The organism is Cellulomonas sp. HZM, assembly GCF_000708885.1.
GTDB lineage: Bacteria > Actinomycetota > Actinomycetes > Actinomycetales > Cellulomonadaceae > Cellulomonas.
Genome location: NZ_JEOE01000022.1, coordinates 19,879 through 43,406, shown reverse-complemented (window position 1 = coordinate 43,406; position 23,528 = coordinate 19,879). Strand labels below are relative to the sequence as shown.

General features: G+C 74.2%; 22 protein-coding genes and 1 riboswitch. Of the genes, 12 read left to right on the top strand and 10 right to left on the bottom strand.

What is annotated here, in order from left to right:
- Positions 1 to 158 precede the first annotated feature (158 nt).
- The 4 genes from AW16_RS0112105 (at position 159) to AW16_RS0112090 (ending at position 4,569) form a co-directional block, all read left to right on the top strand.
- Entirely contained in the window at positions 159 to 584 is a 426-nt protein-coding gene (locus AW16_RS0112105) for a MarR family winged helix-turn-helix transcriptional regulator (RefSeq protein WP_029290719.1), read from the top strand.
- Positions 581 to 1,903 carry an MFS transporter gene (locus AW16_RS0112100; protein ID WP_029290717.1) on the top strand — a complete coding sequence of 441 codons (1,323 nt, stop codon included), beginning with the start codon at positions 581 to 583 and terminating at the stop codon, positions 1,901 to 1,903. The genes AW16_RS0112105 and AW16_RS0112100 overlap by 4 nt, the downstream gene beginning before the upstream one ends.
- Before the next feature lie 64 nt (positions 1,904 to 1,967).
- Positions 1,968 to 3,749, top strand: coding sequence for a DUF4012 domain-containing protein (locus AW16_RS0112095; protein ID WP_029290715.1), 1,782 nt, complete (start codon positions 1,968 to 1,970; stop codon positions 3,747 to 3,749).
- 124 nt (positions 3,750 to 3,873) lie between these two features.
- Entirely contained in the window at positions 3,874 to 4,569 is a 696-nt protein-coding gene (locus tag AW16_RS0112090) for an LPXTG cell wall anchor domain-containing protein (RefSeq protein ID WP_029290713.1), read from the top strand.
- A gap of 126 nt (positions 4,570 to 4,695) precedes the next feature.
- On the opposite strand, the gene serC is transcribed toward AW16_RS0112090, so the two are convergent.
- Complete coding sequence (serC, locus tag AW16_RS0112085; protein ID WP_029290712.1) at positions 4,696 to 5,841, bottom strand: phosphoserine transaminase; 1,146 nt, start codon at positions 5,839 to 5,841, stop codon at positions 4,696 to 4,698.
- A 114-nt stretch (positions 5,842 to 5,955) separates the two neighbouring features.
- Between serC and AW16_RS0112080 the strand changes: the two genes are divergently transcribed.
- The 4 genes from AW16_RS0112080 (at position 5,956) to AW16_RS0112065 (ending at position 9,814) form a co-directional block, all read left to right on the top strand.
- On the top strand, positions 5,956 to 6,657 hold the full coding sequence (locus AW16_RS0112080; protein ID WP_029290710.1) for a metal-dependent transcriptional regulator: 702 nt from the start codon (positions 5,956 to 5,958) through the stop codon (positions 6,655 to 6,657).
- Positions 6,658 to 6,929: 272 nt separating this feature from the next.
- Positions 6,930 to 7,128, top strand: a riboswitch (cyclic di-AMP (ydaO/yuaA leader).
- Between the two features lie 3 nt (positions 7,129 to 7,131).
- Positions 7,132 to 7,944: a C40 family peptidase gene (locus AW16_RS0112075; protein WP_029290708.1), complete on the top strand. Its 813-nt coding sequence runs from the start codon at positions 7,132 to 7,134 to the stop codon at positions 7,942 to 7,944.
- A gap of 235 nt (positions 7,945 to 8,179) precedes the next feature.
- Complete coding sequence (locus tag AW16_RS0112070; RefSeq protein WP_369794790.1) at positions 8,180 to 8,767, top strand: HNH endonuclease; 588 nt, start codon at positions 8,180 to 8,182, stop codon at positions 8,765 to 8,767.
- Between the two features lie 120 nt (positions 8,768 to 8,887).
- Complete coding sequence (locus AW16_RS0112065; protein WP_029290705.1) at positions 8,888 to 9,814, top strand: universal stress protein; 927 nt, start codon at positions 8,888 to 8,890, stop codon at positions 9,812 to 9,814.
- Positions 9,815 to 9,817: 3 nt separating this feature from the next.
- On the opposite strand, the gene AW16_RS0112060 is transcribed toward AW16_RS0112065, so the two are convergent.
- Positions 9,818 to 10,276, bottom strand: a complete 459-nt coding sequence (locus tag AW16_RS0112060) for an Lrp/AsnC family transcriptional regulator (RefSeq protein WP_029290703.1) — start codon at positions 10,274 to 10,276, stop codon at positions 9,818 to 9,820.
- A gap of 211 nt (positions 10,277 to 10,487) precedes the next feature.
- Between AW16_RS0112060 and AW16_RS18645 the strand changes: the two genes are divergently transcribed.
- Positions 10,488 to 11,360 carry a CAP domain-containing protein gene (locus AW16_RS18645; RefSeq protein WP_197021616.1) on the top strand — a complete coding sequence of 291 codons (873 nt, stop codon included), beginning with the start codon at positions 10,488 to 10,490 and terminating at the stop codon, positions 11,358 to 11,360.
- 18 nt (positions 11,361 to 11,378) lie between these two features.
- Here AW16_RS18645 and rocD read toward each other — a convergent pair whose 3' ends face one another.
- The 3 genes from rocD to AW16_RS17780 all read right to left on the bottom strand — a co-directional run bounded on the left by rocD (position 11,379) and on the right by AW16_RS17780 (position 14,073).
- Complete coding sequence (gene rocD, locus AW16_RS0112050) at positions 11,379 to 12,635, bottom strand: ornithine--oxo-acid transaminase (RefSeq protein WP_029290700.1); 1,257 nt, start codon at positions 12,633 to 12,635, stop codon at positions 11,379 to 11,381.
- Between the two features lies 1 nt (position 12,636).
- Positions 12,637 to 13,464 (bottom strand): dimethylargininase, encoded by an 828-nt coding sequence (gene ddaH / locus AW16_RS0112045; RefSeq protein ID WP_029290698.1) that lies wholly within the window; start codon positions 13,462 to 13,464, stop codon positions 12,637 to 12,639.
- 147 nt (positions 13,465 to 13,611) lie between these two features.
- Positions 13,612 to 14,073, bottom strand: a complete 462-nt coding sequence (locus tag AW16_RS17780; protein ID WP_051681904.1) for an SRPBCC family protein — start codon at positions 14,071 to 14,073, stop codon at positions 13,612 to 13,614.
- Between the two features lie 97 nt (positions 14,074 to 14,170).
- Here AW16_RS17780 and AW16_RS0112035 point away from each other — a divergent pair, with 97 nt between their 5' ends.
- Positions 14,171 to 15,151 carry an aldo/keto reductase gene (locus tag AW16_RS0112035; protein ID WP_029290695.1) on the top strand — a complete coding sequence of 327 codons (981 nt, stop codon included), beginning with the start codon at positions 14,171 to 14,173 and terminating at the stop codon, positions 15,149 to 15,151.
- A 71-nt stretch (positions 15,152 to 15,222) separates the two neighbouring features.
- Here the strand turns inward: AW16_RS0112035 and AW16_RS0112030 are convergent, their stop codons facing one another.
- Together AW16_RS0112030 and AW16_RS0112025 are read right to left on the bottom strand one after the other, a co-directional pair.
- The gene (locus AW16_RS0112030; RefSeq protein WP_034648985.1) at positions 15,223 to 15,930 is read right to left on the bottom strand and encodes a hypothetical protein; all 708 of its coding nucleotides are present in this window, start codon (positions 15,928 to 15,930) and stop codon (positions 15,223 to 15,225) included.
- Positions 15,930 to 16,439 (bottom strand): OsmC family protein, encoded by a 510-nt coding sequence (locus AW16_RS0112025; RefSeq protein ID WP_081861634.1) that lies wholly within the window; start codon positions 16,437 to 16,439, stop codon positions 15,930 to 15,932. Before AW16_RS0112025 ends, AW16_RS0112030 begins: the two co-directional genes overlap by 1 nt.
- 161 nt (positions 16,440 to 16,600) lie before the next feature.
- On the opposite strand from AW16_RS0112025, the gene AW16_RS0112020 reads away from it, so the two are divergent.
- Entirely contained in the window at positions 16,601 to 17,095 is a 495-nt protein-coding gene (locus AW16_RS0112020; RefSeq protein WP_029290689.1) for a septum formation family protein, read from the top strand.
- A gap of 5 nt (positions 17,096 to 17,100) precedes the next feature.
- Positions 17,101 to 17,487: a DUF4280 domain-containing protein gene (locus tag AW16_RS0112015; RefSeq protein WP_029290688.1), complete on the top strand. Its 387-nt coding sequence runs from the start codon at positions 17,101 to 17,103 to the stop codon at positions 17,485 to 17,487.
- 3 nt (positions 17,488 to 17,490) lie between these two features.
- Here the strand turns inward: AW16_RS0112015 and AW16_RS0112010 are convergent, their stop codons facing one another.
- From AW16_RS0112010 to AW16_RS0112000, 3 genes are all read right to left on the bottom strand, one after another.
- Positions 17,491 to 18,036 (bottom strand): hypothetical protein, encoded by a 546-nt coding sequence (locus tag AW16_RS0112010; RefSeq protein ID WP_029290686.1) that lies wholly within the window; start codon positions 18,034 to 18,036, stop codon positions 17,491 to 17,493.
- On the bottom strand, positions 18,033 to 21,278 hold the full coding sequence (locus AW16_RS17775; RefSeq protein ID WP_051681903.1) for a DUF4157 domain-containing protein: 3,246 nt from the start codon (positions 21,276 to 21,278) through the stop codon (positions 18,033 to 18,035). Before AW16_RS17775 ends, AW16_RS0112010 begins: the two co-directional genes overlap by 4 nt.
- A 96-nt stretch (positions 21,279 to 21,374) precedes the next feature.
- Positions 21,375 to 23,315, bottom strand: a complete 1,941-nt coding sequence (locus tag AW16_RS0112000; protein WP_051681902.1) for an ATP-binding protein — start codon at positions 23,313 to 23,315, stop codon at positions 21,375 to 21,377.
- Between the last annotated feature and the right edge of the window lie 213 nt (positions 23,316 to 23,528).

The following is a 23,528-nucleotide window of genomic DNA, read 5'->3' as shown; positions in this document are numbered from 1 at the left end:
GCGGCCGTCGTGACCCGGTCGGCCGCCGCCGTCGAGCCGGCGGTCGCGGCCCACGGACCTTGGTCGCACGACGGGTCGCGGAGAGGCTCACGGGAGGCGGGACGGCCTTCGTCGTCGGCGGGTGTGATTACTTAAGGTAATGAGTTAGGGTAATCATCATGCCCACCGCCGCACCCACGCTCGCGTCCGAGCTGCGCATCGCCGTCGGCCGCGCATCGCGCCGGATCCGCGCCGAGCGCGGCGACGCCGGCCTCACCGACACCCAGTTCTCGGTCCTGCTCTGGCTCGAGAAGCGCGGCCCGCTGACCCCCGGCCAGCTGGCCGAGCTCGAGCGCATCCAGCCGCCGTCCATGACCCGCACGGTCAACTGCCTGGCCGACGAGGGGCTCGTCGTCAAGGACGCCCACCCCACCGACGGGCGCGCGGTCGTCGTGAGTCTCACCGGCGCGGGCAAGGCGGAGATCGCCGAGACGCGTCGCCGCCGCGACACCTGGCTCGCGGGCCGGCTCGCCACGCTGACGCCCGACGAGCGCACGCAACTCGCCGCCGCCGCCGAGATCCTGCGGAGGCTCGCCGACTCGTGAGCACGTTCGACTCCCTGAGGTTCCGCAACTACCGGCTCTGGTTCGCCGGCGCGCTCGTCGCCAACATCGGCACGTGGATGCAGCGCGTGGCGCAGGACTGGTTGGTGCTGACGCAGCTGTCCGACGAGTCCGGCGTGGCGGTCGGCATCACCACCGCGCTGCAGTTCGCGCCCGTGCTGCTGCTCTCGGCGTACGCCGGGCTGCTCGCCGACCGGGTCGACCGGCGCAAGCTGCTCATGGCCACGCAGATCGGCCAGGGCGTGCTCGCGGCCGGTCTCGGCGCACTCGTGCTCGGCGGCCACGCACAGCTGTGGCAGGTCTACGTTTTCGCGGCATTGCTCGGCTGCGTCTCGGCGATCGACGGCCCGGTGCGGCAGACGTTCGTGGCCGAGCTGGTGCCCGCCAACAAGCTGTCCAACGCGGTGGGGCTCAACAGCGCGTCGTTCAACGCCGCGCGCCTCATCGGCCCCGGCATCGCCGGCCTGGCGATCGCTGCGGTGGGCACCGGCTGGGTGTTCGTCATCAACGCCGCGACGTTCGCCGCGACCATCTTCGCCCTCACGCAGATGCGCACCTCGGAGCTGCGCCGCATGCCCAGCGCACCGCGCGGGCGGGGGCAGATCCGCGAGGGCGTGGCCTACGTGCGGGGACGCAGCGACATCGTCGTCATCATGGTCGTGGTCGGCGTCGTGTCGACGTTCGGCCTCAACTTCCAGCTCACGAGCGCGATGATGGCGCGCACCGAGTTCGGCAAGGGTGCGGGTGAGTACGGGATCCTCGGCTCGGTGCTCGCGATCGGCTCGCTCACCGGCGCGCTGCTCGCCGCGCGCCGCGACCGGCCCCGCGTGCGGCTCGTCATCGGTGCGGCATTCGGGTTCGGGGTCGCGAGCGGCGTCATGGCCCTCATGCCCACGTTCACGTCGTACGCGATCGCGTCGATCCCCGTCGGGCTCGCGTCGCTCACGATGATGACCGCCGCCAACGCGACCATCCAGATGAGCACCGACCCTGCGATGCGCGGTCGCGTCATGGCGCTGTACATGATCGTGTTCCTCGGTGCGACGCCCGTGGGGTCGCCCATCGTCGGCTGGATCGGGCAGGAGCTCGGTGCGCGCTGGTCGATCGGCATCGGCTCGATCACGGCGATCCTCGTGAGCGTCGGCGCGGCCCTGTGGGCCCGTCGGGCCTGGGGGGTCGAGGTGCGCTACCACCTGCGCTCGCCGCACCTGGACGTCGTGCACCAGCTCGAGGCGCGGCGCGAGGCCGAGGTCGCGCGCGTGGGCGCGCAGGACGCGGCCGACGAGCAGTCCGCAGCCTGAGCCGGGCGGGTGAAACCGCCGGTCACGCGCATGTCCGCGGTGTCCGGTATGTGACGATCGGGCGGTGAGCACCCAGGTCGACGAGACCGCGCCCGCGGCCGACGCACCGGCCCGGCGCGGCAGGCGGGGGCGCCGGGTGGCGCTCGTCGTCGTGCTGCTCGTCGTCCTGCTGGTGGTCTCGCTCGGGTGGCTCGCGGTGCGAGCCGTCCAGGCCGCGGGGGCGCTGCTCGACGCGCGCTCGGTCGTCGACCGCGTGCAGACCGCGATCGACGACCGCGACACCGACACCATCGTGGCGTCGGTCCCCGCCGCGCAGGACGCCACCGGGCGCGCGAGGTCCGCGACCTCGGACCCGGTGTGGCGGCTGTACGAGCACGCACCGTGGATCGGGCCGCAGCTGCGCGCGGTCGGCACCGTGTCCTGGGCCCTCGACGACGTCACGCACGACGCGCTGCCGGCGGTCGACGCGGTGGCCGGGCTCGCGGACGGCTCGGCGCTGCGCCGCGCCGACGGCAGCATCGACGTCGACGCGCTCGCCGCGGCCGCGCCTCGCCTGCACGCAGCGGCCCTCGCCACGTCGGCCGCGAGCGATCGCGTCGCCGGGATCGACACCGAGGCGCTCGTCGGCCCGCTGGCGGACCCGGTCACGCAGGTGCGCACCGCGCTCGCGAAGGTCGATGCGCAGCTCGCGGGCGCGGACAAGGTCGCGACGTTGCTCCCGGGGATGCTGGGCGCCGACGGCCCGCGCTCGTACCTGTTCCTCGCCCTCAACTCCGCGGAGCTGCGCAGCGCGGGCGGCATCGTCGGCACCGTCCTGCAGGTCGCGGCCGACGACGGGCACCTGAGCCTCGGCAAGGAGCGCACGACGAGCGAGCTCCGGGCGCTCGACGAGCCGGTCCTGCCCCTGACGCCCGCGGAGCGCGAGCTGTACGGCGACCAGCTCGGCAGGTGGATCCAGAACGCGTCGGCGACCCCCGACTTCCCGCGCACCGCGGCGCTCATCACGGCGCGCTGGGCCGCGGACGTGGGCGGCCACGTGGACGGCGTCGTCGCGACCGACCCCGTCGCGGTCAAGGAGGTGCTGGGCGCGGTGGGCAAGGTCCGCACCGGCACCGGCCTCACGCTCGAGCCCTCGACGTTCCTGCGCGTGCTCCTGAGCGACACCTACCGCGAGACCGCGAACGGCCCGCAGGCGGACGCGGTGTTCTCGTCGGTCGCGGGCAGCATCTTCGGGGCCGTCACGTCCGGCAAGGGGACCTCGCAGGGCCTCGTGGCCGCGGTCACCGAGGCGAGCTCGCAGGGTCGGGTGCGGGTGTGGTCCGCGCACGACGACGAGCAGCGCGTGCTCGCCGGGACGCTCGTCGGCGGGGCGTTCCTGTCCGGCGCCGCCCCCGACGCCACCGGGGTGTTCCTCGACGACATCACGACGGGCAAGCTCGACTACTACCTGCGCACGACCGTGGGTGTCGAGTGCACGGCGTCGTCGCGCACCGCGACCGTGCGCGTGACGCTCGCCTACGACCCGCCGAAGGACCTCGCGGACCTGCCCGCGTACGTGCTCGGCACGCGGCCCGGCGAGATCCCGCCAGGGACGCTCGCGACGCGCGTCGTGGTCTACGCCCCGCGTGGCGCCGAGCTCGACTCCCTCACCCGTGACGGCGACCTCGTCGCGGGCGGCCAGGCCGTGCAGGACGAGCGGTCCGCGGTGTCGACGACGGCCTTCCTGCGCGCCGGCGAGACCACGACGGTCTCCGCGTCCGTCCCCGTGCGGAACGGGCGCGTGACGGTCTGGGCGACGCCGACGCTCACGGCCCCCGGGGTGGCCGAGCACACCTGCAGCGGGTGAACATCCGTCCAGGACGGACAAGATGTCCGAAATCACCCGTTCTGCCGCTATGGTTGCGACGCCGCGGGGGTGAGTATGGGGGCGAACCACCGCAATTCGACCGCACCCAGGGGGGACCCCCGTCATGCCACGCATCCTCAAGGCCGGCCTCGTCGCACTCGTGACGGTCGCCGTCGCCGTCCTGGGTCCCGGCGTCGCGTTCGCGGGGGCCGCGGCCCCGGCCGCCGACCCCAGCCCGTCCGCCACGCAGTACGGCTGCCTCGCCGACGAGAGCGGGTACGGCGGCGACCTGCCGTGCGAGCTCAAGGTCAAGGTGCTCGAGCCGATCTGCGACAACGACGTGCCGAAGCTGCGGTACGCGGTCGAGGCGATCGGCTCTCCCAACAAGACCGTCACGATCACGTGGATCAACCCCGACGGCGCCGACGTGGTGCAGAAGGGCCTGCCGCTGTCCGGCACGGTGCTGTGGCCCGGAGCGGTCGAGAAGAACGGCGTGGGCGTCGACTGGCCCGGCTGGCGGCTCGTCGACGGCACGTGGGTCGAGGGCGACGAGTTCGACTGGGTCCGCCCGAGCGTCAAGGTGCTCTTCGAGGTCAACCCCCACATGACGACGACCGTCGCGTACCCGCCGTCGAGCCCGAAGTGCCTCACCAGCCCGCCCGACACCGAGGTGCTCGCCAACCCGCCGGGTGACACCCCCCCGCAGGTGCTCTCGTCGACCGGGTCGAACGCGATGCCGATCGTGTGGGGTGCCGGTGCGCTCGTGGTCGCGGGTGCGGTGGCCCTGGTGCTGGCTCGGCGCCGGCACGACGCGAGCTGACACGCGGCGGACCTGACGCAGCCCGACAGGTCCGTCCGCCGACGACGACGAGGTCCGTCCCCTACGCGGGGGACGGACCTCGTCGTCGTACGGGAGCGCGGTGCGGGACGCGCGGGCGTCGGAGGCTCAGACGAGCTGGTCGACGAGGTGGTCGATGCACGCGGTGAGCGCGAGCACGTCGTCGGGCTCCACCGCGGGGTACATCGCGACGCGCAGCTGGTTGCGGCCCAGCTTGCGGTAGGGCTCGACGTCGACCACGCCGTGCGCGCGCAGGGCCTTGGCGATCGTCGGCGCCTCGATCTCCGGCGCGAGGTCGATCGTGCCGACCACCGACGAGCGTGCCGCGGGGTCCGTGACGAACGGGGTCGCCCAGTCGCGCGACTCCGCCCACGAGTACAGATGGCCCGCGGACGTCGCGGTGCGCTGCGCGGCCCACGCGAGACCGCCCTGTGCGAGCATCCAGTCCACCTGCTCGGCGAGCAGGAACAGGGTCGCGATCGCGGGCGTGTTGAGCGTCTGGTCGAGGCGCGAGCTCGTCACCGCCGTCGTGAACGACAGGAACTCGGGCACCCAGCGGTCGCCCGACTCGATGCGGGCGGCGCGCTCGACCGCCGCGGGCGACGCGAGCGCGAGCCACAGCCCGCCGTCGGACGCGAACGACTTCTGCGGCGCGAGGTAGTAGACGTCGGTCTGGCTCACGTCCACCGTGAGCCCGCCGGCGGCCGACGTGCCGTCGACGAGCACGAGCGCGCCCTGCTCGCGCGAGCCGGCCACGCGCCGCACGGGGGCGACGACGCCCGTGGACGTCTCGTTGTGCGGCCACGCGTAGGCGTCCACCGAATCGTCGAACGCAGGCACCGCGACCTGGCCGGGCGTGACCGACGTGACGACCGGGTCGGCGAGGAACGGCGCGCTGCGCGTCGCGGCCGCGAACTTCGCCCCGAACTCCCCGAACGTCGCGTGCGCCGAGCGCTGCTCGACGAGGCACAGCGTGGCGACGTCCCAGAACGCGGTCGAGCCGCCGTTGCCGAGCACCACCTCGTAGCCGTCGGGCGCGTCGAGGAGCGCTGCGAGGCCCGCGCGGACCCGGCCGACGAGCGCGCGCACGGGTGCCTGCCGATGCGACGTGCCCATGAGCGCCGCGCCCGGGCCGGCGAGCGCCTCGAGCTGCTCGCGGCGCACCTTGGACGGGCCGGAGCCGAACCGGCCGTCGCGCGGCAGGAGGTGCGCGGGGATCGTCAGGGGCACGGGGGCGTCGGTCGCGTCGGGCACGAGGCCGAGGATAGGCCCGGGCGGCCCCCTGGCGTCGGCGTGACCAACTACCCTGGGCACAGCGCCCGCGCAGCGTTCGCGCGCGGCACGACGGCAGAACAGCGGAGGCCAGCGATGAGCGACCTGATCGACACGACGGAGATGTACCTGAAGACGGTCTACGAGCTCACCGAGGAGGGCATCACGCCGCTGCGTGCCCGCATCGCCGAGCGACTGGGCCACTCGGGTCCCACCGTGTCGCAGACGGTCGCCCGCATGGAGCGCGACGGGCTCGTCGTAGTGACCGGCGACCGCCACCTCGAGCTGACGCCCGCGGGCCACGCGAAGGCCGTGCGCGTGATGCGCAAGCACCGGCTCGCGGAGCGGCTCCTCACGGACGTCGTCGGCCTCGAGTGGCCCTACGTGCACGAGGAGGCGTGCCGCTGGGAGCACGTCATGAGCGAGCGCGTCGAGAAGCGCCTCGCGTCGCTCCTCGACCACCCGCACTTCGACCCGTACGGCAACCCGATCCCGGGCCTGAGCGAGATCGGCGAGGAGCAGACGCGGATCGGCTTCCTCGACGGCGTCGCGTCGCTGCTCACCGTGATCGAGGCCGGTGGGCCGGCGGACGGTCGCGCGGTGGTCGCCCGGATCGCGGAGCCGCTGCAGGTGGACGTGGAGCTCCTGTCCCGTCTCGAGGAGGCCGGAGTGGTCCCCGGGCGCGAGATCGCCGTGCAGCGGGGGGCGGGAGTCGTGACGGTCGGGACGCCGGGTGCCGAGACCGTGCTGGACCTGCCCGACGACGTCGCCCGGCACGTTTTCGTCACGACGGCCTGACCTGACGCGCGCCCCGGTGTGGCGCGCGTCACACCGGGGCGGGGGATCCTCCCGCGTTGTCCGGAATATGAGCCGACGAGGGTCGCCATCCGATCGGGTGGCGGCCCTCTCTCGTCGTCGTCGAGGCGCTGACCTGCGGTGACGTGGGCCACGTCGCTCCACTCGGTCGATTGTTCAGATCCCGGCCGATTTCTCGTGACCGGAACGTGACATCCCCGCGAGCGTCAGGTACGTTCGGTCCTGCTTCTAGGAACCCCTCCTCCCGGAAGCCCTCTCGCGGAACGCCGAACCCTGCCGCCGCTACGAGGTCCGTACGAACCGCCGGCAGGGGCGGGGGACCCAATCTTGTGGTCACCGCAAGCGGTGATCTTGGGGTGAAGCCCCGACGAACGGCCCTCGGGCCGGGCGCCGAGGCCGGGCAGTCTCCGCCCGAACCCGACAGCTCACCTCGTAGGCGAACGGAGAGGCACTCGCGTGACCGTGAGCACCACCACCGGCGCCCGCCACCGCGCCGCACGGCGTCCCTCGACGCCGCTGACCGAGCTCGCGTCGGCTGCGACCGACCAGCTCGGGACCGTCGGCCGACGTACCGCCGTCGTCGCCGCCTCGTCGGGCCTCGTGGTCTCGATGCTGGGCGCCTCGCCCGCGTCGGCCGCCGCACCGACGGACGACACCGTCACGGGCGCCCTCGCGGCCGTCGACACCGACGCCCTGACCGCTTCCGCCAAGGCCGTGCTGGCCTCCGGCCCGGTCGTCACCGCGCCGCTCGACGCCGAGTGGACGCTCGACGCCCCGGTCGTGAAGACCGTCAAGCCGAAGGTCGTCAAGACCGTCACGGTCGAGCGCACCCAGACCGTCTCGCGCAGCACCGTCCGCACCGCCGCGGACGCGGGCGACGACGACGCGAACGACTCCAGCGACGGCTCGAGCAGCCACGCGATCCCGCAGTCGGTCTCCGGCAACGCGGTGCTCGAGATCGCTGCCCGTTACGTCGGCACCCCGTACGTCTCGGGCGGCTCGGCCCCCGGCGGCTTCGACTGCTCCGGCTTCGTCGGCTACGTCTACAAGCAGCTCGGCATCTCGCTGCCCCGCACGTCCGGCGGCATCCGCGCCGCGGGCCACGTGATCTCGCGCTCGGAGGCCAAGCCGGGCGACATCATCTGGACCCCGGGCCACGTCGCCATCTACGCGGGCGGCAACATGCAGATCGACGCCCCGCGTCCGGGCAAGACCATCCAGTTCCGCGGCATCTGGCAGCGTTCGCCGGTGTTCCTCCGCGTGGGCTGACCCCAGCAGAGCATCCGACGAGGCCCCGGCGACACGTTCGCCGGGGCCTCGTCGCGTCCCCGGACCCCGCCATCCCCGGCCCGCCCCTCTCGACCGGGGGCACGCGAGAGACCCGATGTCGCGCCGTCACCGGCCCGACGCCCGCGCCGGTTACCCTGGTCGCGCACCACGCTGCTCCAACGCTCCGCCCGGGCCGGCAGCCAGCCGGTCCGACCACCCGGTCGGGAGGTTCGCCGTGCTGACGAAGAGTGCCGCGCTGAAGGTCGTGCCCGAGGTCGCCGCCCCCGTCCCGCGCGCGCCGGCGAACGCGCCCGCGGCCGAGGCCGTCGCCCCCGCCCGGACGCTCCTGCTCAACGCGAGCCTCGAGCCGCTGTGCGTCGTGACGCTGCACCGCGCGGTGCTGCTCATGATGAGCGGCAAGGCGCGCGTGCTGGAGTCGTCGGGGCTCACGCTGCACTCGGAGCACGACGAGGTGCCCGTCCCCGTCGTCATCTCGCTCACCCGGTACGTGCACGTGCCCGTGCGTCGCCCGGTCCCGCCGACGAGGCGCACCGTGCTGCAGCGCGACCAGCACCGGTGCGCGTACTGCGGCGCCGGTGCGGACACCGTGGACCACGTGCACCCGCGCTCGCGCGGCGGTCGGCACGAGTGGACCAACGTCGTGGCTGCCTGCGTGCGCTGCAACCACCGCAAGGCGGACCGGCTGCTGCACGAGATCGGGTGGGAGCTGGGCTTCACGCCGCGCGCGCCGCGGTGGTCGTTCGCGTTCGGACCCGCCGGCTCGCGGCTCGACCCCGCGTGGTCGGCGTACGTGCCCGCCTGATCGTCGCCTCGCGCGGGCAGGAGATCCGCATCCGGTCAAGATCGTGTCAAGATGCGGCATGCTCTCGGGCTGCCGGTGCGATCGGGGCAGACTGGGACGACGACGCGAGGAGGGGTCCGGATGGCACGCGACGACGTGGTCCTGGTCGGGGTCGACGGATCGGCGCCCGCGCTGCACGCGCTCGACTGGGCGGCTGCCGCGGCGGCGCAGCGTGGGTGGCAGCTGCACCTCGTGTGCGCGTACTCGCTGCCGTCGTTCACCGCGGCGTCGCTCGACGGCGGCTACGCGGCGCTCGACGACTCCGCGATCCAGGAGGGTGCGCGGGCGGTGCTGGACGAGGCGGTCGCCCGCGTCGCGCACCACGGGCTCGCGGTCACCGCGAAGGTGCACACGGGCGACGCGGCGGGTGTGCTCGTCGAGCTGTCGCGCGAGGCCCGGCTCGTGGTGGTCGGGACGCGCGGGCGCGGGGGGTTCGCTGAGCGGCTCCTCGGCACGGTGTCGTCGGCCCTGCCGGCGCACGCGCACTGCCCGACGGTCGTCGTGCCCCTGCGGGACGGCGAGGGGCGCGCGCTGCCCGACGACGCCGAGATCCCGCCCGTGCGGGTGCCCCGGCGCATCGTCGTCGGCGTCGACGGCTCTCCGCAGGCCGAGCACGCGCTGCGGGCCGCGATCGGCGAGGCCGAGGCGTGGGACGCCGAGCTCACGGCCGTCGCGGGCGTGCCCCTCGGGACCCGCGCCGGGGTGCTTGCGTGGCTCCCCGCGGCCGTCGACCACGAGCAGGTGCTGCGCGACATGCAGGAGGGCCTCGACGTCGTCGTCGACCAGGCCCTGACCGACCACCCGGACCTCGTCGTGAAGCGCCACGCGCTCGACGGCTCGGGGGCCGAGCTGCTCACCGAGTTCTCGACCGCCACGGACCTCGTGGTGCTCGGCTCGCGCGGGCGCGGCGGGTTCGCAGGACTGCTGCTCGGCTCGACGAGCCAGGCGGTGCTGCACCACGCGGCGTGCCCCGTCATGGTCGTGACGAAGAACTGCGACGGCGTCTGACCGCTACGGTCCCTGCGGGACGTCCGGGCGCCGTACCAGCGCCGAGAGGACGACCGTCGAGCGTGTGCGGCTGACGAACGGCTCCGCGGCGAGCCGCTCGACGACCTGCTCGAGGTGCCGCATGTCCCGGGCACGCACCTGCACCACGAGGTCCACGTCGCCCGTCACGGTGCTCGCGGCGACGACCTCCGGGTACTGCTCGACCGCGCCGCGCATCGTCGCCGGGCTCGTCGACCCTTGGCAGTAGATCTCGACGAACGCCTCGGTGTGCCACCCGAGCGCCGTGGGGTCGAGCCGCACCGTGAAGCCGCGGATCACGCCGCGCTCGCGCAGCCGGTCCACACGCCGCTTGACCGCGGGTGCCGAGAGCGAGACCTGGTCCCCGACCTGCGCGAACGTCGCGCGCGCGTCGTTCGCGAGCACGCGCAGGATCGCGAGGTCGAGGTCGTCGAGGTGGGCCACGGGCCCATCTTGCCGTGCTGGTCGTCCGGCTGGTCGTCCGGCGGGTCGTGCTGCGTGCCGCTGCGCACGACTCGTCCCGGTCGTCGCATTTGGGGCCGTTGACGCTCAAGTGCTGCAGAACTCGTGCCGATGACGCTTGCACGTGCACGACGGGTGCGCGTCGTCAGGACCGGGCTCGGTGCCGGGTCGTCGTCGAGAGCAGGGAGCGGCCGTGCGGGCACAGGGGCGTCGGGGAGCAGCAGCCGTCGGGTCGGTGATCGCCGCGATCGCGGTGGCGGTGGCCGTCACGGCAGGGGCGGACTCGTCGGCTGCGGGTGCCGCGTCCTCAGGCGTCCCGACGAGCGCGTCCACGACGGCCGTCGCCCCGGCGGGGTCCGCGAGCACGGCGGCGTCGGCGCTCGCCGCTGCGCAGGCCCGTGCCGAGCAGGCGCGCGCCGCGGCCGCGGCGAAGGTCGCTGCCGAGAAGAAGGCTGCCGCGAAGAAGGCCGCCGCGAAGAAGGCTGCGGCGAAGAAGGCTGCGGCGAAGAAGGCCGCCGCGAAGAAGGCCGCCGCGAAGAAGGCTGCCGCGAAGAAGGCTGCCGCCAAGAAGGCCGCGGCGAAGAAGGCCGCCGCCAAGTCGTCGATCAAGAAGTCGAGCGCCGCGAAGAAGTCGTCGGCCGCCAAGAGCTCGTCGGTGAAGAAGGTGTCCTCGTCGCGACCGTTCGGTGCGCCGTCCAAGGTGCCCTCGGGCGGTCTGGTGTGCCGTGGGACGGGTGGCGCGGGGGCTCATGAGTCGTCGGTGCAGGCCATCGCGAAGGCGATCAACTCGTGGCGGGCCGCGCACGGCCGCAAGAAGCTGTCGATCTCGCGCTCGTCGGGCCTGGTGCTGCACTCGGAGCGCATGGCGACGACTGGCGGCATCTGGCACTCGGGCAACGACAACATCGTCGCGTGCGTGAGCAACTCGAGCGCGGCCACGATGGTCGACGCGTGGGCCAACTCGGCGCCGCACCGCGCCCAGATGCTCCGCAAGGACGTGACGCACATGTCGGTCGGCGGCGCGACGAACGACGGCTGGCTGTTCGGCGCGGTCCGCTTCAGCTGACCGATCTCGCGGGTGGGGTCAGGCCAGGGCGGCGGTCAGCGCGTCGAGGGCCTGGTCCAGCTCCGGCTCGGTGATCGTCAGGGGAGGGGCCAGCCGGATCGTCGACCCGTGCGTGTCCTTGGCCAGGACGCCGCGCGCCAGGAGCCGCTCGCAGAGCTCGCGCCCGGTGGCAGGCCGGGCCGACGAGGAGCCCGGGGCCGACGAGGGGCCCGCGGCCGACGCGGCAGAGGCCGGCAGGTCGAGACCCGCCCACAGGCCGATCCGACGCACGTCGCCCAGCAGGCCGTCGGCCACGAGCGGTGCGAGCCGGGCGCCCAGCTGCTCGCCGCGCACGCGCGCCGCGGCCTGCACCTGGCCGGTCGAGAGCAGCTCGACGACCGCGATCCCGACCGCGCACGCGAGGGGGTTGCCCCCGAACGTGGACCCGTGGGTGCCCGCGGTCAGCACGCCGAGCACGTCGTCGCGCCCGACGACCGCGGAGACGGGCACGATCCCGCCGCCGAGGGCCTTGCCGAGCGTCACGAGGTCGGGCCGCACGCCCCACGTCTCGCACGCGAGGGTCGTCCCGGTGCGACCGAGCCCAGACTGGATCTCGTCGGCCACGAGCAGCACGCCCGCGTCGTCGCACAGCGCGCGCACGGCGGGGAGGTACCCGGGCGGCGGGACGACGACTCCCTGCTCGCCCTGCACGGGCTCGAGCAGGACGGCGACGGTCGTCTCGTCGATCACGGCCGCCAGCGCCGCGGCGTCACCGTACGGAACCGACACGAAGCCGGGCGTGTAGGGGCCGAATCCGTCGCGCGCTTCGGGGTCCGACGAGAACGACACGATGGTCGTCGTGCGGCCGTGGAAGTTGCCGTCTGCCACGACGATCGTCGCGCGGCCCGCGGGCACGCCCTTGACCTCGTACCCCCACTTGCGTGCCGCCTTGATCGCGGTCTCGACCGCCTCGGCACCCGTGTTCATCGGCAGCACCATCGGCGTGCCGACGAGCAGCGGGCCGACGAGCCCCGCGAGCGCGGTCGCGAACGGTTCGAGCAGGTCGTGGTCGAACGCGCGTGACGTGAGCGTGAGCCGGTCGAGCTGGGCGTGCGCCGCCGCGACCAGCGCGGGGTGGCGGTGCCCGAAGTTGAGCGCCGAGTACCCGGCCAGCAGGTCGAGGTAGCGACGTCCGTCGACGTCCGTCACCCACGACCCCGAGCCCGACGCGAGCGTCACCGGCAGCGGGTGGTAGTTGTGCGCGAGGGCCGAGACCGGCGCCGCGACGGCGGTCACGTCAGCCTCGGATCTCGAGCGTGCAGCACTTCGCGCCGCCGCCGCCCTTGAGCAGCTCGCTCGTGTCCACCGGGATCGGCGTGTAGCCGCGCTCGCGGATCGCCGCGGCGAGGTCCACCGCACCCGGGGCGACGACGACGTTCGCGCCGTCCGACACCGCGTTGAGCCCGAGCGCGACGGCGTCCCGCTCGGTCGCGACCACCGCGTCGGGGAACATCGTCTCGAGCACGCCGCGCGAGCCCGCGGAGAAGGCCGGCGGGTAGTAGGCGATCTGCGGGTCGTCGGCCGCCGACGACAGCACGGCGAGCGCCGTGTCGAGGTGGTAGTAGTGCGGGTCGACGAGCTCGAGCGACACGACCGGTCGCCCGAACAGCTCCTGCGCCTCGGCGTGCGCCGCGCGCTCGGTGCGGAACCCGGTCCCGGCGAGCACCACGTCGCCGACGACGAGCAGGTCGCCCTCGCCCTCGTTGGTCTGGTTCGCGGTGTGCGTCACGAACCCGTGGTCGGCGAACCACTTCTGGTAGGCGGGGCCCTCGGGCTGGCGCTCGGCGTACCGGAATCGTGCCGAGTAGACGACGCCGTCGACGACGGTCGCGCCGTTCGCGGCGTAGACCATGTCCGGCAGGCCCGGGATCGGCTCGATCGTGTCGACCTCGTGCCCGAGCTCGAGGTACGTGTCGCGCAGCGTGCGCCACTGCCGCACGGCCAGGTCGGAGTCCGTGAACCGCGTGCGGTCCATCCAGGGGTTGATCTCGTAGGACACCGTGTAGTGCACGGGCTCGCACATGAGGTAGCGGCGGGCCGTGCGGCCGGGGGCGGTGGTGGTCATGGGGCTCCTCGGTGCCGACGATGGTGCGCACGTCCGCGGGCGGGGTCCGCGGGCGGGCACAGGTCCACCTCGAGCGTACGAGCGTCGCCGCGTGGGTCTCGACAGGTCGCGTTGCGCTGTGGGCCGCGATTCGTTGCGCTCGCCGCGTCAAGCGTGGCGATCTGTTGCGTCACCGGTCTCGCGTGCGGCGCGCAGCAGCGCCCACCGCAGCATGAGCCCGACGAACGGCGCGAGCAGCACGCGCCCGACCGCGCGCGGCACGCGTGCGAGGTGCACGTCCTCGGACCAGCGCACGTGTGCGCTCGTCGGCCCCGCCGGCAGCACCGCGATCCGCGCCTCGCCCAGCAGCACCGGCCCGTGCTTGACGAACACCGCGACGCGCGGGCGCGCCGACGGCGGGTCGGCCCGCGTGACCTCCATGCGGTCGACGAACCCGCCCCCGCCTCGTCGGGCGGACGGCCCCGAGACCGCCACCACACGTGCGCCGACGACCGCCGGACCCGCGTCGACGCGCGTGAGCGGGATCCAGCGCGCGTGGTTGCGGGCGTCCGTGAGGAGGTCCCACGTCGCGTCGGCGTCGAGCGGGAACGTGCGCGTCGCGCGGGGCACGGCACCTCCCTGGGGTCGGACGGCGCCCGGTTGCACGGCCGCGGCGGCAGGCGGCCCGGGTCGGCCGACGGCACCCTGCGACGGTAGCGTCAGGCAGATGGAGACGCGCGCGCTGGGACGGACCGGACGGCAGGTCGGGGTCGTGGGGCTGGGCTGCTGGCAGCTCGGCGGCGACTGGGGGACGGTCGAGCCGGACACCGCGCTCGCGGTGCTCGAGGCGGCCGCCGACGCGGGGGCGACGTTCTTCGACACCGCCGACGTGTACGGCGACGGGCGCTCGGAGAAGCTCGTCGGCCAGTTCGCCGCCGGCCGGGACGGCATCACGGTCGCGACGAAGATGGGTCGCCGCGCCGACCCGCAGGTGCCCGAGGCCTACACGCTCGACGTGTACCGCGCGTGGACCGACCGCTCGCGGTCCAACCTCGGGGTCGACACCCTCGACCTCGTCCAGCTGCACTGCCCGCCGACGCCGGTGTACGCGCGCGAGCAGACGTGGGACGACCTCGACACGCTCGTCGCCGAGGGGCGCGTCGCCGCGTACGGGGTGTCGGTCGAGACGGTCGACGAGGCGCTCACGGCCATCGCCCACCCGCACGTGGCGACCGTGCAGATCATCCTCAACGTGTTCCGCCGCAAGCCGCTCGAGCGCGTGCTCCCGGCCGCCGCGGCTGCGGGCGTCGGCATCATCGCGCGCGTGCCGCTGGCATCGGGCCTGCTGTCCGGCAAGTACGACGAGCACACGACGTTCGACGCCTCCGACCACCGCTCGTACAACCGGCACGGCGAGGCGTTCGACGTCGGCGAGACGTTCGCCGGCGTGCCGTTCGAGGTGGGGGTCGCCGCGGCGCGCGAGGTCGCGGCGCTGACCCCGGACGGTGCGACGACCGCGCAGCTGGCCCTGCGCTGGATCGTCGACCAGCCTGGCGTGTCGGTCGTCATCCCGGGGGCCCGCAACCCCGAGCAGGCGCGCGCCAACGCGGCGGCCGCGGACCTCGCGCCGCTCGACGAGCCGACGCTGTCCGCCCTCGAGGCGGTCTATGCCGACCGGATCGCGGAGCACGTCGCCGACCGCTGGTGACGTCCACCGCGAGCTCGCGGTGAGACGGGGCGTGGTGAGCGGTGGCGGGGTCGGTGGCAGGGCGGGCGCCGTCAGCGGGGGAGGCTGCGGCGGCCGACGGTCAGGCGGCGGCGAGGGGCCGGGTCGAGCTCGATGACCTTGCCGAAGGTCGCCGGCGCCGGTCCGAACGCCGTGCGGGCGCCCTGCACGACGGTCCGGCCGAGCGCACGGCCACCCGTGAAGCCGACGACGGCGCCCACCCCGTAGGGCAGCAGCCGCCCGAAGAAGAGGCCGCCCTGACGGGCCACCTGCTTGCGGACCATGCGACGCGTGAGCGTGGTGTTGACCTTCTTGACCGTCGCGATCGGCATGCGGGTCAGCAGCAGGCGCGCGGCGCCGGCCGTCCCGAAACCGGTGACGTCCTGGACCGCCTTGGCCCCGGACTCGCCCAGCAGCGACGTGAGCAGCAGCGCCTGGCGCCGCTCGGAGTCCTCGACGTCGATCCCGTGCACGGACGCCACGCCCAGCACGAACGCGGCGGACGCCCCGAAGAACGTCGCGACGTCGCTCGCGGTGAGCGCGAGCGCGGCGGTGGTCCCCACCGCGGGGGCCGCCGCGGCGGCGCCGACGGCACCGCCCGCGCCTGCGACGACGCGCAGGTACTCCTTCTCGAGCATGTGCACCAGCTGTTCGGGCGTCGCCTCCGGGTTGCGCCGGCGCAGGCTCTCGACGTGCGCGTGGATCGTCGTCGACGGGATGGACACCGCCTTGCGCAGCGCCTCCTCGACGATGCGGGGCATCAGCGCTCCCCGACGACGGCGAGGTCGACCGTCGCGCCGGCCTTGAGCGTGCGGCCGACCGTGCAGTGCTGGTCGATCGCGCGGTGCACGACCGTCAGCAGGCGTTCGCGCTGCGCCGGGTCCAGGCTCGACAGGTCGACGACGAGCCGTTCGGTGAGCGCCGGGTAGCGGTCCTCGGCCTCGTCGGACGGGCCCTCGACCTCGATGGTGACGTCGACGTCGTCGCCCAGGCGGCGCGAGATCGCGGCGTCCGACGAGAGGCCGCTGCACGCCGCGAGCGCGATCTTCATGAGCTCGCCCGGCGTGAACGCCTCCTCGTAGCGGATGTCGCCGATCTCGACGACGGCGCCGCGCGAGCTGCGGCCGACGTAGCGGCGCTCGCCCGTGCGCTCGACCCACAGCCGCGTGCCGCCGGCGTTGCGGGGCTCGTCCTGCGCGGTGGTCTCCTGCGCGGTGGTCTCCTGCGCGTTCGTCTCCTGCGCGGCGCTGACCTCGTCCCGGATCGTCATGCGTCGATCCTCGCACGCAGGCACCCACGCGGCGCCCCGGGCACGGACCGCGCCGACCGCAATTGAGCAACGACTACGGATGGGGGCACCCCGCGCCGGTGGGTAGCCTTGCCGGGCCGTGCGGACCCGCGCGGCGCAGCACGACGGCGGGAGGTCGCCCGGTGGCCGGTGGACCGGTGCGTCTCGCCGCACGCGTCGCCGTGCTCGCGCTCGGTACCGCGGTCGCCGTCGCGGGGTGCTCGCTGTTCGACCACGGCGACGACTCGCACGGGGTGTCGGTGTTCGACGTCACCGCGGGCCAGTGCTTCCGCGTCCCGGGCGACATCACGGTCGAGCTCACGTCCCTGCCCTCGGTCCCGTGCACCGACCCGCACGAGCAGGAGGCGTACGCGCGCGTCACGTACACCGACCCGGGCACGGGTGCGACGCCGGACTCGTTCCCGGGCGACGAGGCGCTCAAGTCGTTCTCGGACGGCGCGTGCGCGGAGGAGTTCCAGGACTACGTGGGAGTCGACTACCGCGACTCGAAGCTGTACTTCACCTACCTCGTGCCGTCGGCGCGCGGGTGGGAGCAGAACGCGGACCGCACGACGCTGTGCTTCGTCACGACGACGGGCTCGCAGCTCACCCGGTCGGTCAAGGGAACGGGCTGGTAGCGGCGATGGGCAAGCCGGCCGCGACCGCCACCGCGATGATGACCTGCTCGTTCGGGGCCGCGCCCGCGTCGCTCGTCGTCATCCCCGCGACCGTGCTCATCGAGGGCAAGCCTGCGGCGACCGTGACCGACGCGGCGCCGATGCTCAACATCCCCTCGTTCGGCATGTGCATGTCGCTCGCCAACCCGCAGGTCGCCGCGGCGACGGCCGCCGCGCTCGGCGTGCTGGTCCCGATGCCCTGCCTTCCCGCGACGACCCCGTGGGTCAACGGTGCGACGCAGACGACGATCGAGGGGCGGCCCGCGCTGACGTTCGGCGCGACGTGCCAGTGCGCCTACGGCGGCGTGGTGCAGATCCTCAACCCGGGGTCGACGACCACGCTCGAGGGCTGAGCGCTACGCCTCGCCGACCCGGGCGCGCAGGTCGTCGACCGCGGCCGTGAGGTCGTCGAGGTCCGCGTGCAGCACCGCGCGGGCCGCGGTCGCCGCGTCGGCACCGTCGGCGACCGCGTCGATCGCGGGCGCGTAGCGCACCAGCGCGGACTCGACCTCGTCGAGCGCGGTCGCGAGCAGCGCCGCGAGTGCCTCGTCGGGCACGTCGAGCGGGCCGAGCGCGAGCGCGTGCCGTGCCGAGACGGCGCCCGAGGCCGGGTCGAGCTCGAGCGCGGCGACGAACAGGTCGCCCGTCGCGCGCACGACGAGCTCGCCCGCCGCTGCCCGCCGGGCCGCCGGCACCGTCGCGGCGTGCAGCGCGTAGAGCGTCACGGAGCGAGCGGCGGTCCGCACGACGGCGAGCACGCGACCCACGCCGACGACCGACGAGACGTCGACCGTGCACGCGTCGGGGTCGACCTGCACGTCCCGGCCACCGGCCGCGAGCGCCGCGGCGACGTCGGCGAGGAACAGGTCGTCGGGGGTGACCTCGTCCGGGAGCCCGCTCACGAGCCGGGCCTCGTCGTGACCGCGTTGCTGCGTGCACGGCCCGTGGGCGCGGACGCCTTGGCGGCGGCCTTCTTCTCCTTGAGCGCGTCACGCAGGAACGCGATCCACTCGGGGCCGTTGCGCCGCGGCGTGCGCCCCAGCTCGGCCTCGATCTCCTGCTCGGTGAGCGCGGTGACGAAGTCCTTCATCTCGACCGGGCTCGCGTCGAGCTTCAGCTCGTGCGAGCCGACCGCGCACGCGACACCCTGCGGGAGCGCCTCGACGCCCTCGGTGTACGCCTGCGTGCGGTTCTTGAGCTTCTGCCGCTTGTCCCCGGACAAGGTCATGCGCAGCTGCCAGAAGATGCCGCGGTCGCCCTTGGTGTTCGCGCCGAGGCCGCCCGACGAGCCGAGCTCGTTGCGCTTGTCGCGCAGCGCGCCCGACTCCGCCCACGCGTCCTTGAGGCCCTTGCCCTTGCCGGTGACCTCGTCGAGCTGGGACTGCAGGTCGTCGAACACGCCCTGCGGGTCCGCGGACACGTCCATCCCGGCCAGGACCACCTCGCGAATGCGCAGCAGGAGGCCGTCGTCGGACGTCATCTGCCCGTCGCCGCCCCCCGGCCCGACCGGCTTGGGCTTGATCTGCGCGACGAAGTCCTGCGTGATCGGCTTGCCGTCGATCCGGTAGTTCGCCAGGAAGCCGAGCGCGACCTTGTCGCCCTTGGCGGCGCGCAGCACGATGCCGTCGACCGCCATCTTCGGGTGCTTCTTGAGCTCGTTCTCCGCGGCGCCCTCGAGGTGCTGGACGGCCGACTCCTTCTCGGCCCGCTTCGCCTGCGTCGCGAGCACCTTGTCCGCGATGTAGTGCCCGAGCGAGTGCAGCTTGTCGACGACGGCCGCCGACGCCTTGATCGCGGCGGGGATGCCGAAGCCGCCCGCGCTCGCGACCTGGGCGATCGAGAGGCTGAAGTCGAGCACCGACGACCCGAGCGACCACGAGTTCTTCTCGAGCTGCTTGGTGTACGTCTGGGAGACCTGCATGAGCGGGTACACCATCACGTTGACCTTGTCGGTCGAGCCCGCACGGGCCTCGAACATCGCGTCGTCCGTCTCGTGCTGACGCATCGCGCTCGTCGCGACGTCGGTGATGCCGCTGACCATCGCGATCGCCGAGCTCGCGATGTCGAGCCCGGGGATGACCGACTTCACGCCGGACGCGACCCCCGAGTCGATCGTCTTGGCGAGGTTCGCGGCCTGCTTCGCACCGTCGACGAGGCTGCTGAGCGACGACGCGCCCGACTTGGCGGCCTTGAGCCCCTCGTACGGGTCGTTGGTCTTCCACGACGCCTCGATCTGCTGCGCCATGCCGATCGCCGACTGCACGGCCGAGACGAGCGACCGCAGGATCGAGACGACGTTGCCGATGCCCTCCGCGGCCTTCGTCGCGTCCGACGTCGGCAGGTCCTTCTTGTCGGGCTCCGAGCGCTGGTTCTTCTTGAGCTGCTGGTCGGCCTTCGCGCCCGCCACGTACGCCTCGCCGACGCCGAGCCGGTCGACCGCGGAGGGCACCGGCGAGCTCGGGCCGTCGTCCTTCTCCTTCGGGAGGTTCTTCTGCAGCTCCTTGTCCTTCTTCCCGCCGACCTTCTTGGCGATGCCGCCGCCGACCTTGTCGATCGCGGTGAGGCCGTAGCCGCCGTACGTGCCGACCTTCTCCATCGCCTCACCGGCGCTCTTGCCGACGGGGTCGGACTGCTGCTGCGGCCCGATGCGCTGCGTCGGGTCGAGGAGCGCGAGGTTCGCCTGCGCGTTCGCCGCGTCGCGGTCGCTCTGCCGCTTGCGTGCCTCGCCACGCGTGACCGCGGCGGCCCACGCCGCCTGGTCGAGCGGGCCGTCCTTGGGCGGGAGGTCGCCGAGCTCCTTCGCCGGCACGGTCGCGAGCACCTTCTCGCGAGCCTCCTCCATCGCCAGGAACTCGCTCGCGTCCTCGTCGGCGTCCATGAGCTCGTCACGGACGACGACCATGCGGTCGTACAGCTTCTCGACCTTCTTGGGCAGCATGCGCTCCTTGACGACGGCCGCGTCCTGCTCGGCCGCGGTCGCGCCCGCCTGGGCCTCGCCGCGCACCTGGCGGACCTGCGCGACGAGCACCTCCGCGTCGGTCTCCCGCGCCGGGCGCACGTGCGTGAGCTGCGGGAACTCCACGAAGTACACCTGCTTGTAGGCGAGCTTGGCCCGCTGCGCGTCGGATCCGCCGAGCTTCTTGTCCTGCATCTCGGCGAAGACCTCGACCTCGCGCGCGCGGGCCTTGTCGAGCAGCAGGTACATGTTGGTCATGTCGGCGCCCGCGCCGGACGTCATCTTCGAGAAGTCGCCGTCGTCGCGCGAGTGCGTGAGCTCGCCCGCCTCGGTCCTGCCCTCCGCGTACAGGTCGTCCTTCATCTGCTCGCGGCCCTGCACGCCCGTCTCGCGGGAGCTGGCGAGCTCGGCCTTCTCGGTCTTCTCGGTCTTCTTGCTCTGCTTGACCGCGCGCGCCTTGTCGTCCTGCTCCTTCTTCTTGCGGTCCTTGGCGGCCTGCTCGTCCGGCGTGAGCTTCTTGCTCCACGGCCAGCGGCGGATCGCGGGGCCCTCCTGCACGACGTGCGCGATCTCGTGCGCGAGCACACGCTCGCCGCCGGGCGAGTCGGGTGCGAACCGACCGGCGCCGAAGAAGATGTCCGAGCCTGTCGTGAACGCCTCGGCGGAGACGGCCGCGGACAGCCCCGCCGCCTCGGGCCCGTCGTGCACGCGCACGTGGCCCAGGCCCGTGCCGAACGCGGTCTCCATGCGGCGTCGCACCGCTCCGGGCAGCGGCGCGCCGGAGCCGCGGCGCGCCTCGATGCGTGCGGTCGTCGTGGCGTCGAGGTCACCGCCCTCGAGCCCGACGAGCGAGCCCGGGGCCGCTTCCGGGGCGGCGGCGGGCGAGCGCCGCAGGTGGCCGCACCCGGGGTCGTGCCGGTGCGCGTCGGTGTCGGGGCCCGCGCCGGGAGCTGCTGCGTCCTCGTCGCCCTCGCTGCGCCGCAGCCGGTCGAGCGCGACGTCGGCGAGCGCGTCGGCCGCATGCTCCGCGGGGTCCGCCGCGTGCCCGACCGTCAGGCCCCCGGTGAGCCCGCTCACCGGGGCAGGTGCGAGCCCGGCGGCGGGGGCGCGCCGGACCGTGTCCGGTGCCGCGGCCCGGTCCGGGGCGGCGGCGGCCGGGACGGGGACGCGTGCGTGGTGCGAGCTCATGCGGGGCCTCCGGGAGTCACGCGGGCGGGCGCGCGAGGATGCGCTGCCGCTCAGGCCCAGCCTGACCTGCGGCACGGCCGGTGGCATCGGCAATCGCTACGCAGCTGCGTCCCAGTCGGGGTGCGCCACGCGCCGCCCCAGCTTCGCCATCTCGCGGTTCGCCGCGAGCCGCAGGTCGCGCATCGCGACGGGGCGGCGCTGCGCGACCGCGTCGTAGGCCGAGGCCAGGACGATGTTGCGGATGTCGCCCCCCGCGAGCTCGAGCGAGCGCGCGAGCAGGTCGACGTCGGGCGGGTCCTGCGCGTCGGTGGTCGGGAGCTGGGCCAGGTGGTGCGTCCACAGCCGGGCGCGCGTCGCCTCGTCGGGGTCGGGGAAGTGGACCATGAAGTGCAGCCGCCGCGCGAAGGCGGGGTCGAGGTTGCCGCGCAGGTTCGTCGCGAGGATCGTCACGCCCTCCGACGCCTCCATGCGCTGCAGGAGGTAGGAGACCTCCTGGTTGGCGTACCGGTCGCGCGCGTCGTTGACCGCGGAGCGGCTGCCGAACAGCGAGTCCGCCTCGTCGAAGAACAGCACGGCGCCGAGCGACTCGGCGTGCGCGAAGACGCGTTCGAGGTTCTTCTCGGTCTCGCCGATGTACTTGTCGACGACCGCGGACAGGTCCACCTGGTAGAGGTCGGCGCCCAGGGAGTCGGCGACGACGTGCGCGGCGAGCGTCTTGCCCGTGCCGGGGCTGCCCGAGAACAGCGCCGAGATGCCCGTGCCCTTGCCGCCCTTGCCGTGCAGGTCGCCGAGCGCGAGCACGTCGTCGCGGTCGCGCACCCAGCCGACGAGGCGCTCGACCTCGCCCCGCGTGTGCGGGGGCAGCACGAGGTCGTCGAGCGTCGCGCCCGGACCGGACGACGAGCGCACACGCGCCGAGCCGCTGCTCGACAGCCGCCGCGCGGCCGCGCGCAGCGTCGGACCGTCCGGGCGGGGCCGACCGTCGGCCGCGGCGTCGCGCAGCGCACGGCGCGCCACGGCGTCGATCTGCTCGGGCGTGAGCCGCAGCGCGAGCACGTCACGCGTCGCGACACCGGCGCCGAGCATGCGCTCCCACTGCTCGCCGCGCGCCGCGGTGGTGAGCCGGCCGGCGGCGACCGCGGCGGGCAGCGGCAGACCCCAGTGCGCGGCCCACGCGGTGCGGCCCACGGCCACCACCGGCACCACGGCGCGGTCCAGCTCGACGAGGTGCGGCCCGGCGAGGTGCGCGCCCGCGAGCACGAGCACCGCACCGGCCAGCCCCGCCTCCAGGGCGAGCGCGCGCACCGCGTCCCGCACCACGAGGGGGTCGAGCGGCGCAGTCGGCGTGACGGGCAGCCGCTCGAGGTCCGCGACCAGGACGTCGACGTCGAGCTCACGGCACGCGGCGACGGCCACCGCGGTGCCGGCCGTGCCGAGCGGTGCGTGGACCCACACGAGCTGCTCGCCGGCCCGCAGCGCCGCGGCGACCTCCGCCGCACCGGGTGCCTCGGCCGGCACGGGGTCGAGCAGGAGCCGGTCGAGCGCAGGCGGGGTCGCCGTGACGCCGAGCAGCCTCGCGGCGGGGCGGTCCGGCAGGCGCAGGCGGCGGGCGGGCAGGGGTTCGTCGCCGTCGACGTCGAGCAGGCCCGTGCGGCGCAGGGGCCCCGCGTCGTCGAGCAGCGTGCGGGCGCGGGCGTCGCCCACCGGGAGGCCCGCGAGCTCGAGCCCGAGCGCGACCGTGGGGCGGCCCGCCGCGGGGTCCCCCGAGAGCAGACCCGTGAGCACGTGCCCGGACGGGTGCACCTCCGCGAGCTGCGCGACCCCCAGCAGCGCCGCGGTGTGCACGTCGAGGCCGAACAGGTCGGCGACCTCGTCGAGCGCGGCATCCGCGTCCGCGAGCCCACCGGCGTCCTGCTCGAGAGCGCCGAGCGCGGCGGTCGCGGCGTCGGCCGCGGGCCACGCCGGCAGCTCGAGACGGCGGTGCACGGCGTGCGCCACGGCCGCGCGCACGCGCTGCCCGGTCCCGCTCGTCGTCATGCCCGTCCTCGCCGCAGTCCTGAGTCACGCCTGGTCACGCTGGTCACGCGGGTCGCCGCGTCGGGCCGATCATGCCGCCTCGCCGACCCCCGCGGAACCGCGCGCGCACAACTTCGGTAGCGATTACCGATGCCCGTCCCGGACCGCCTTGCCTAGCGTCAGACGACCCGGCCCGGCCGGGCGCAGTTCGCGCGCGCAGGACGAGAGGGGAGC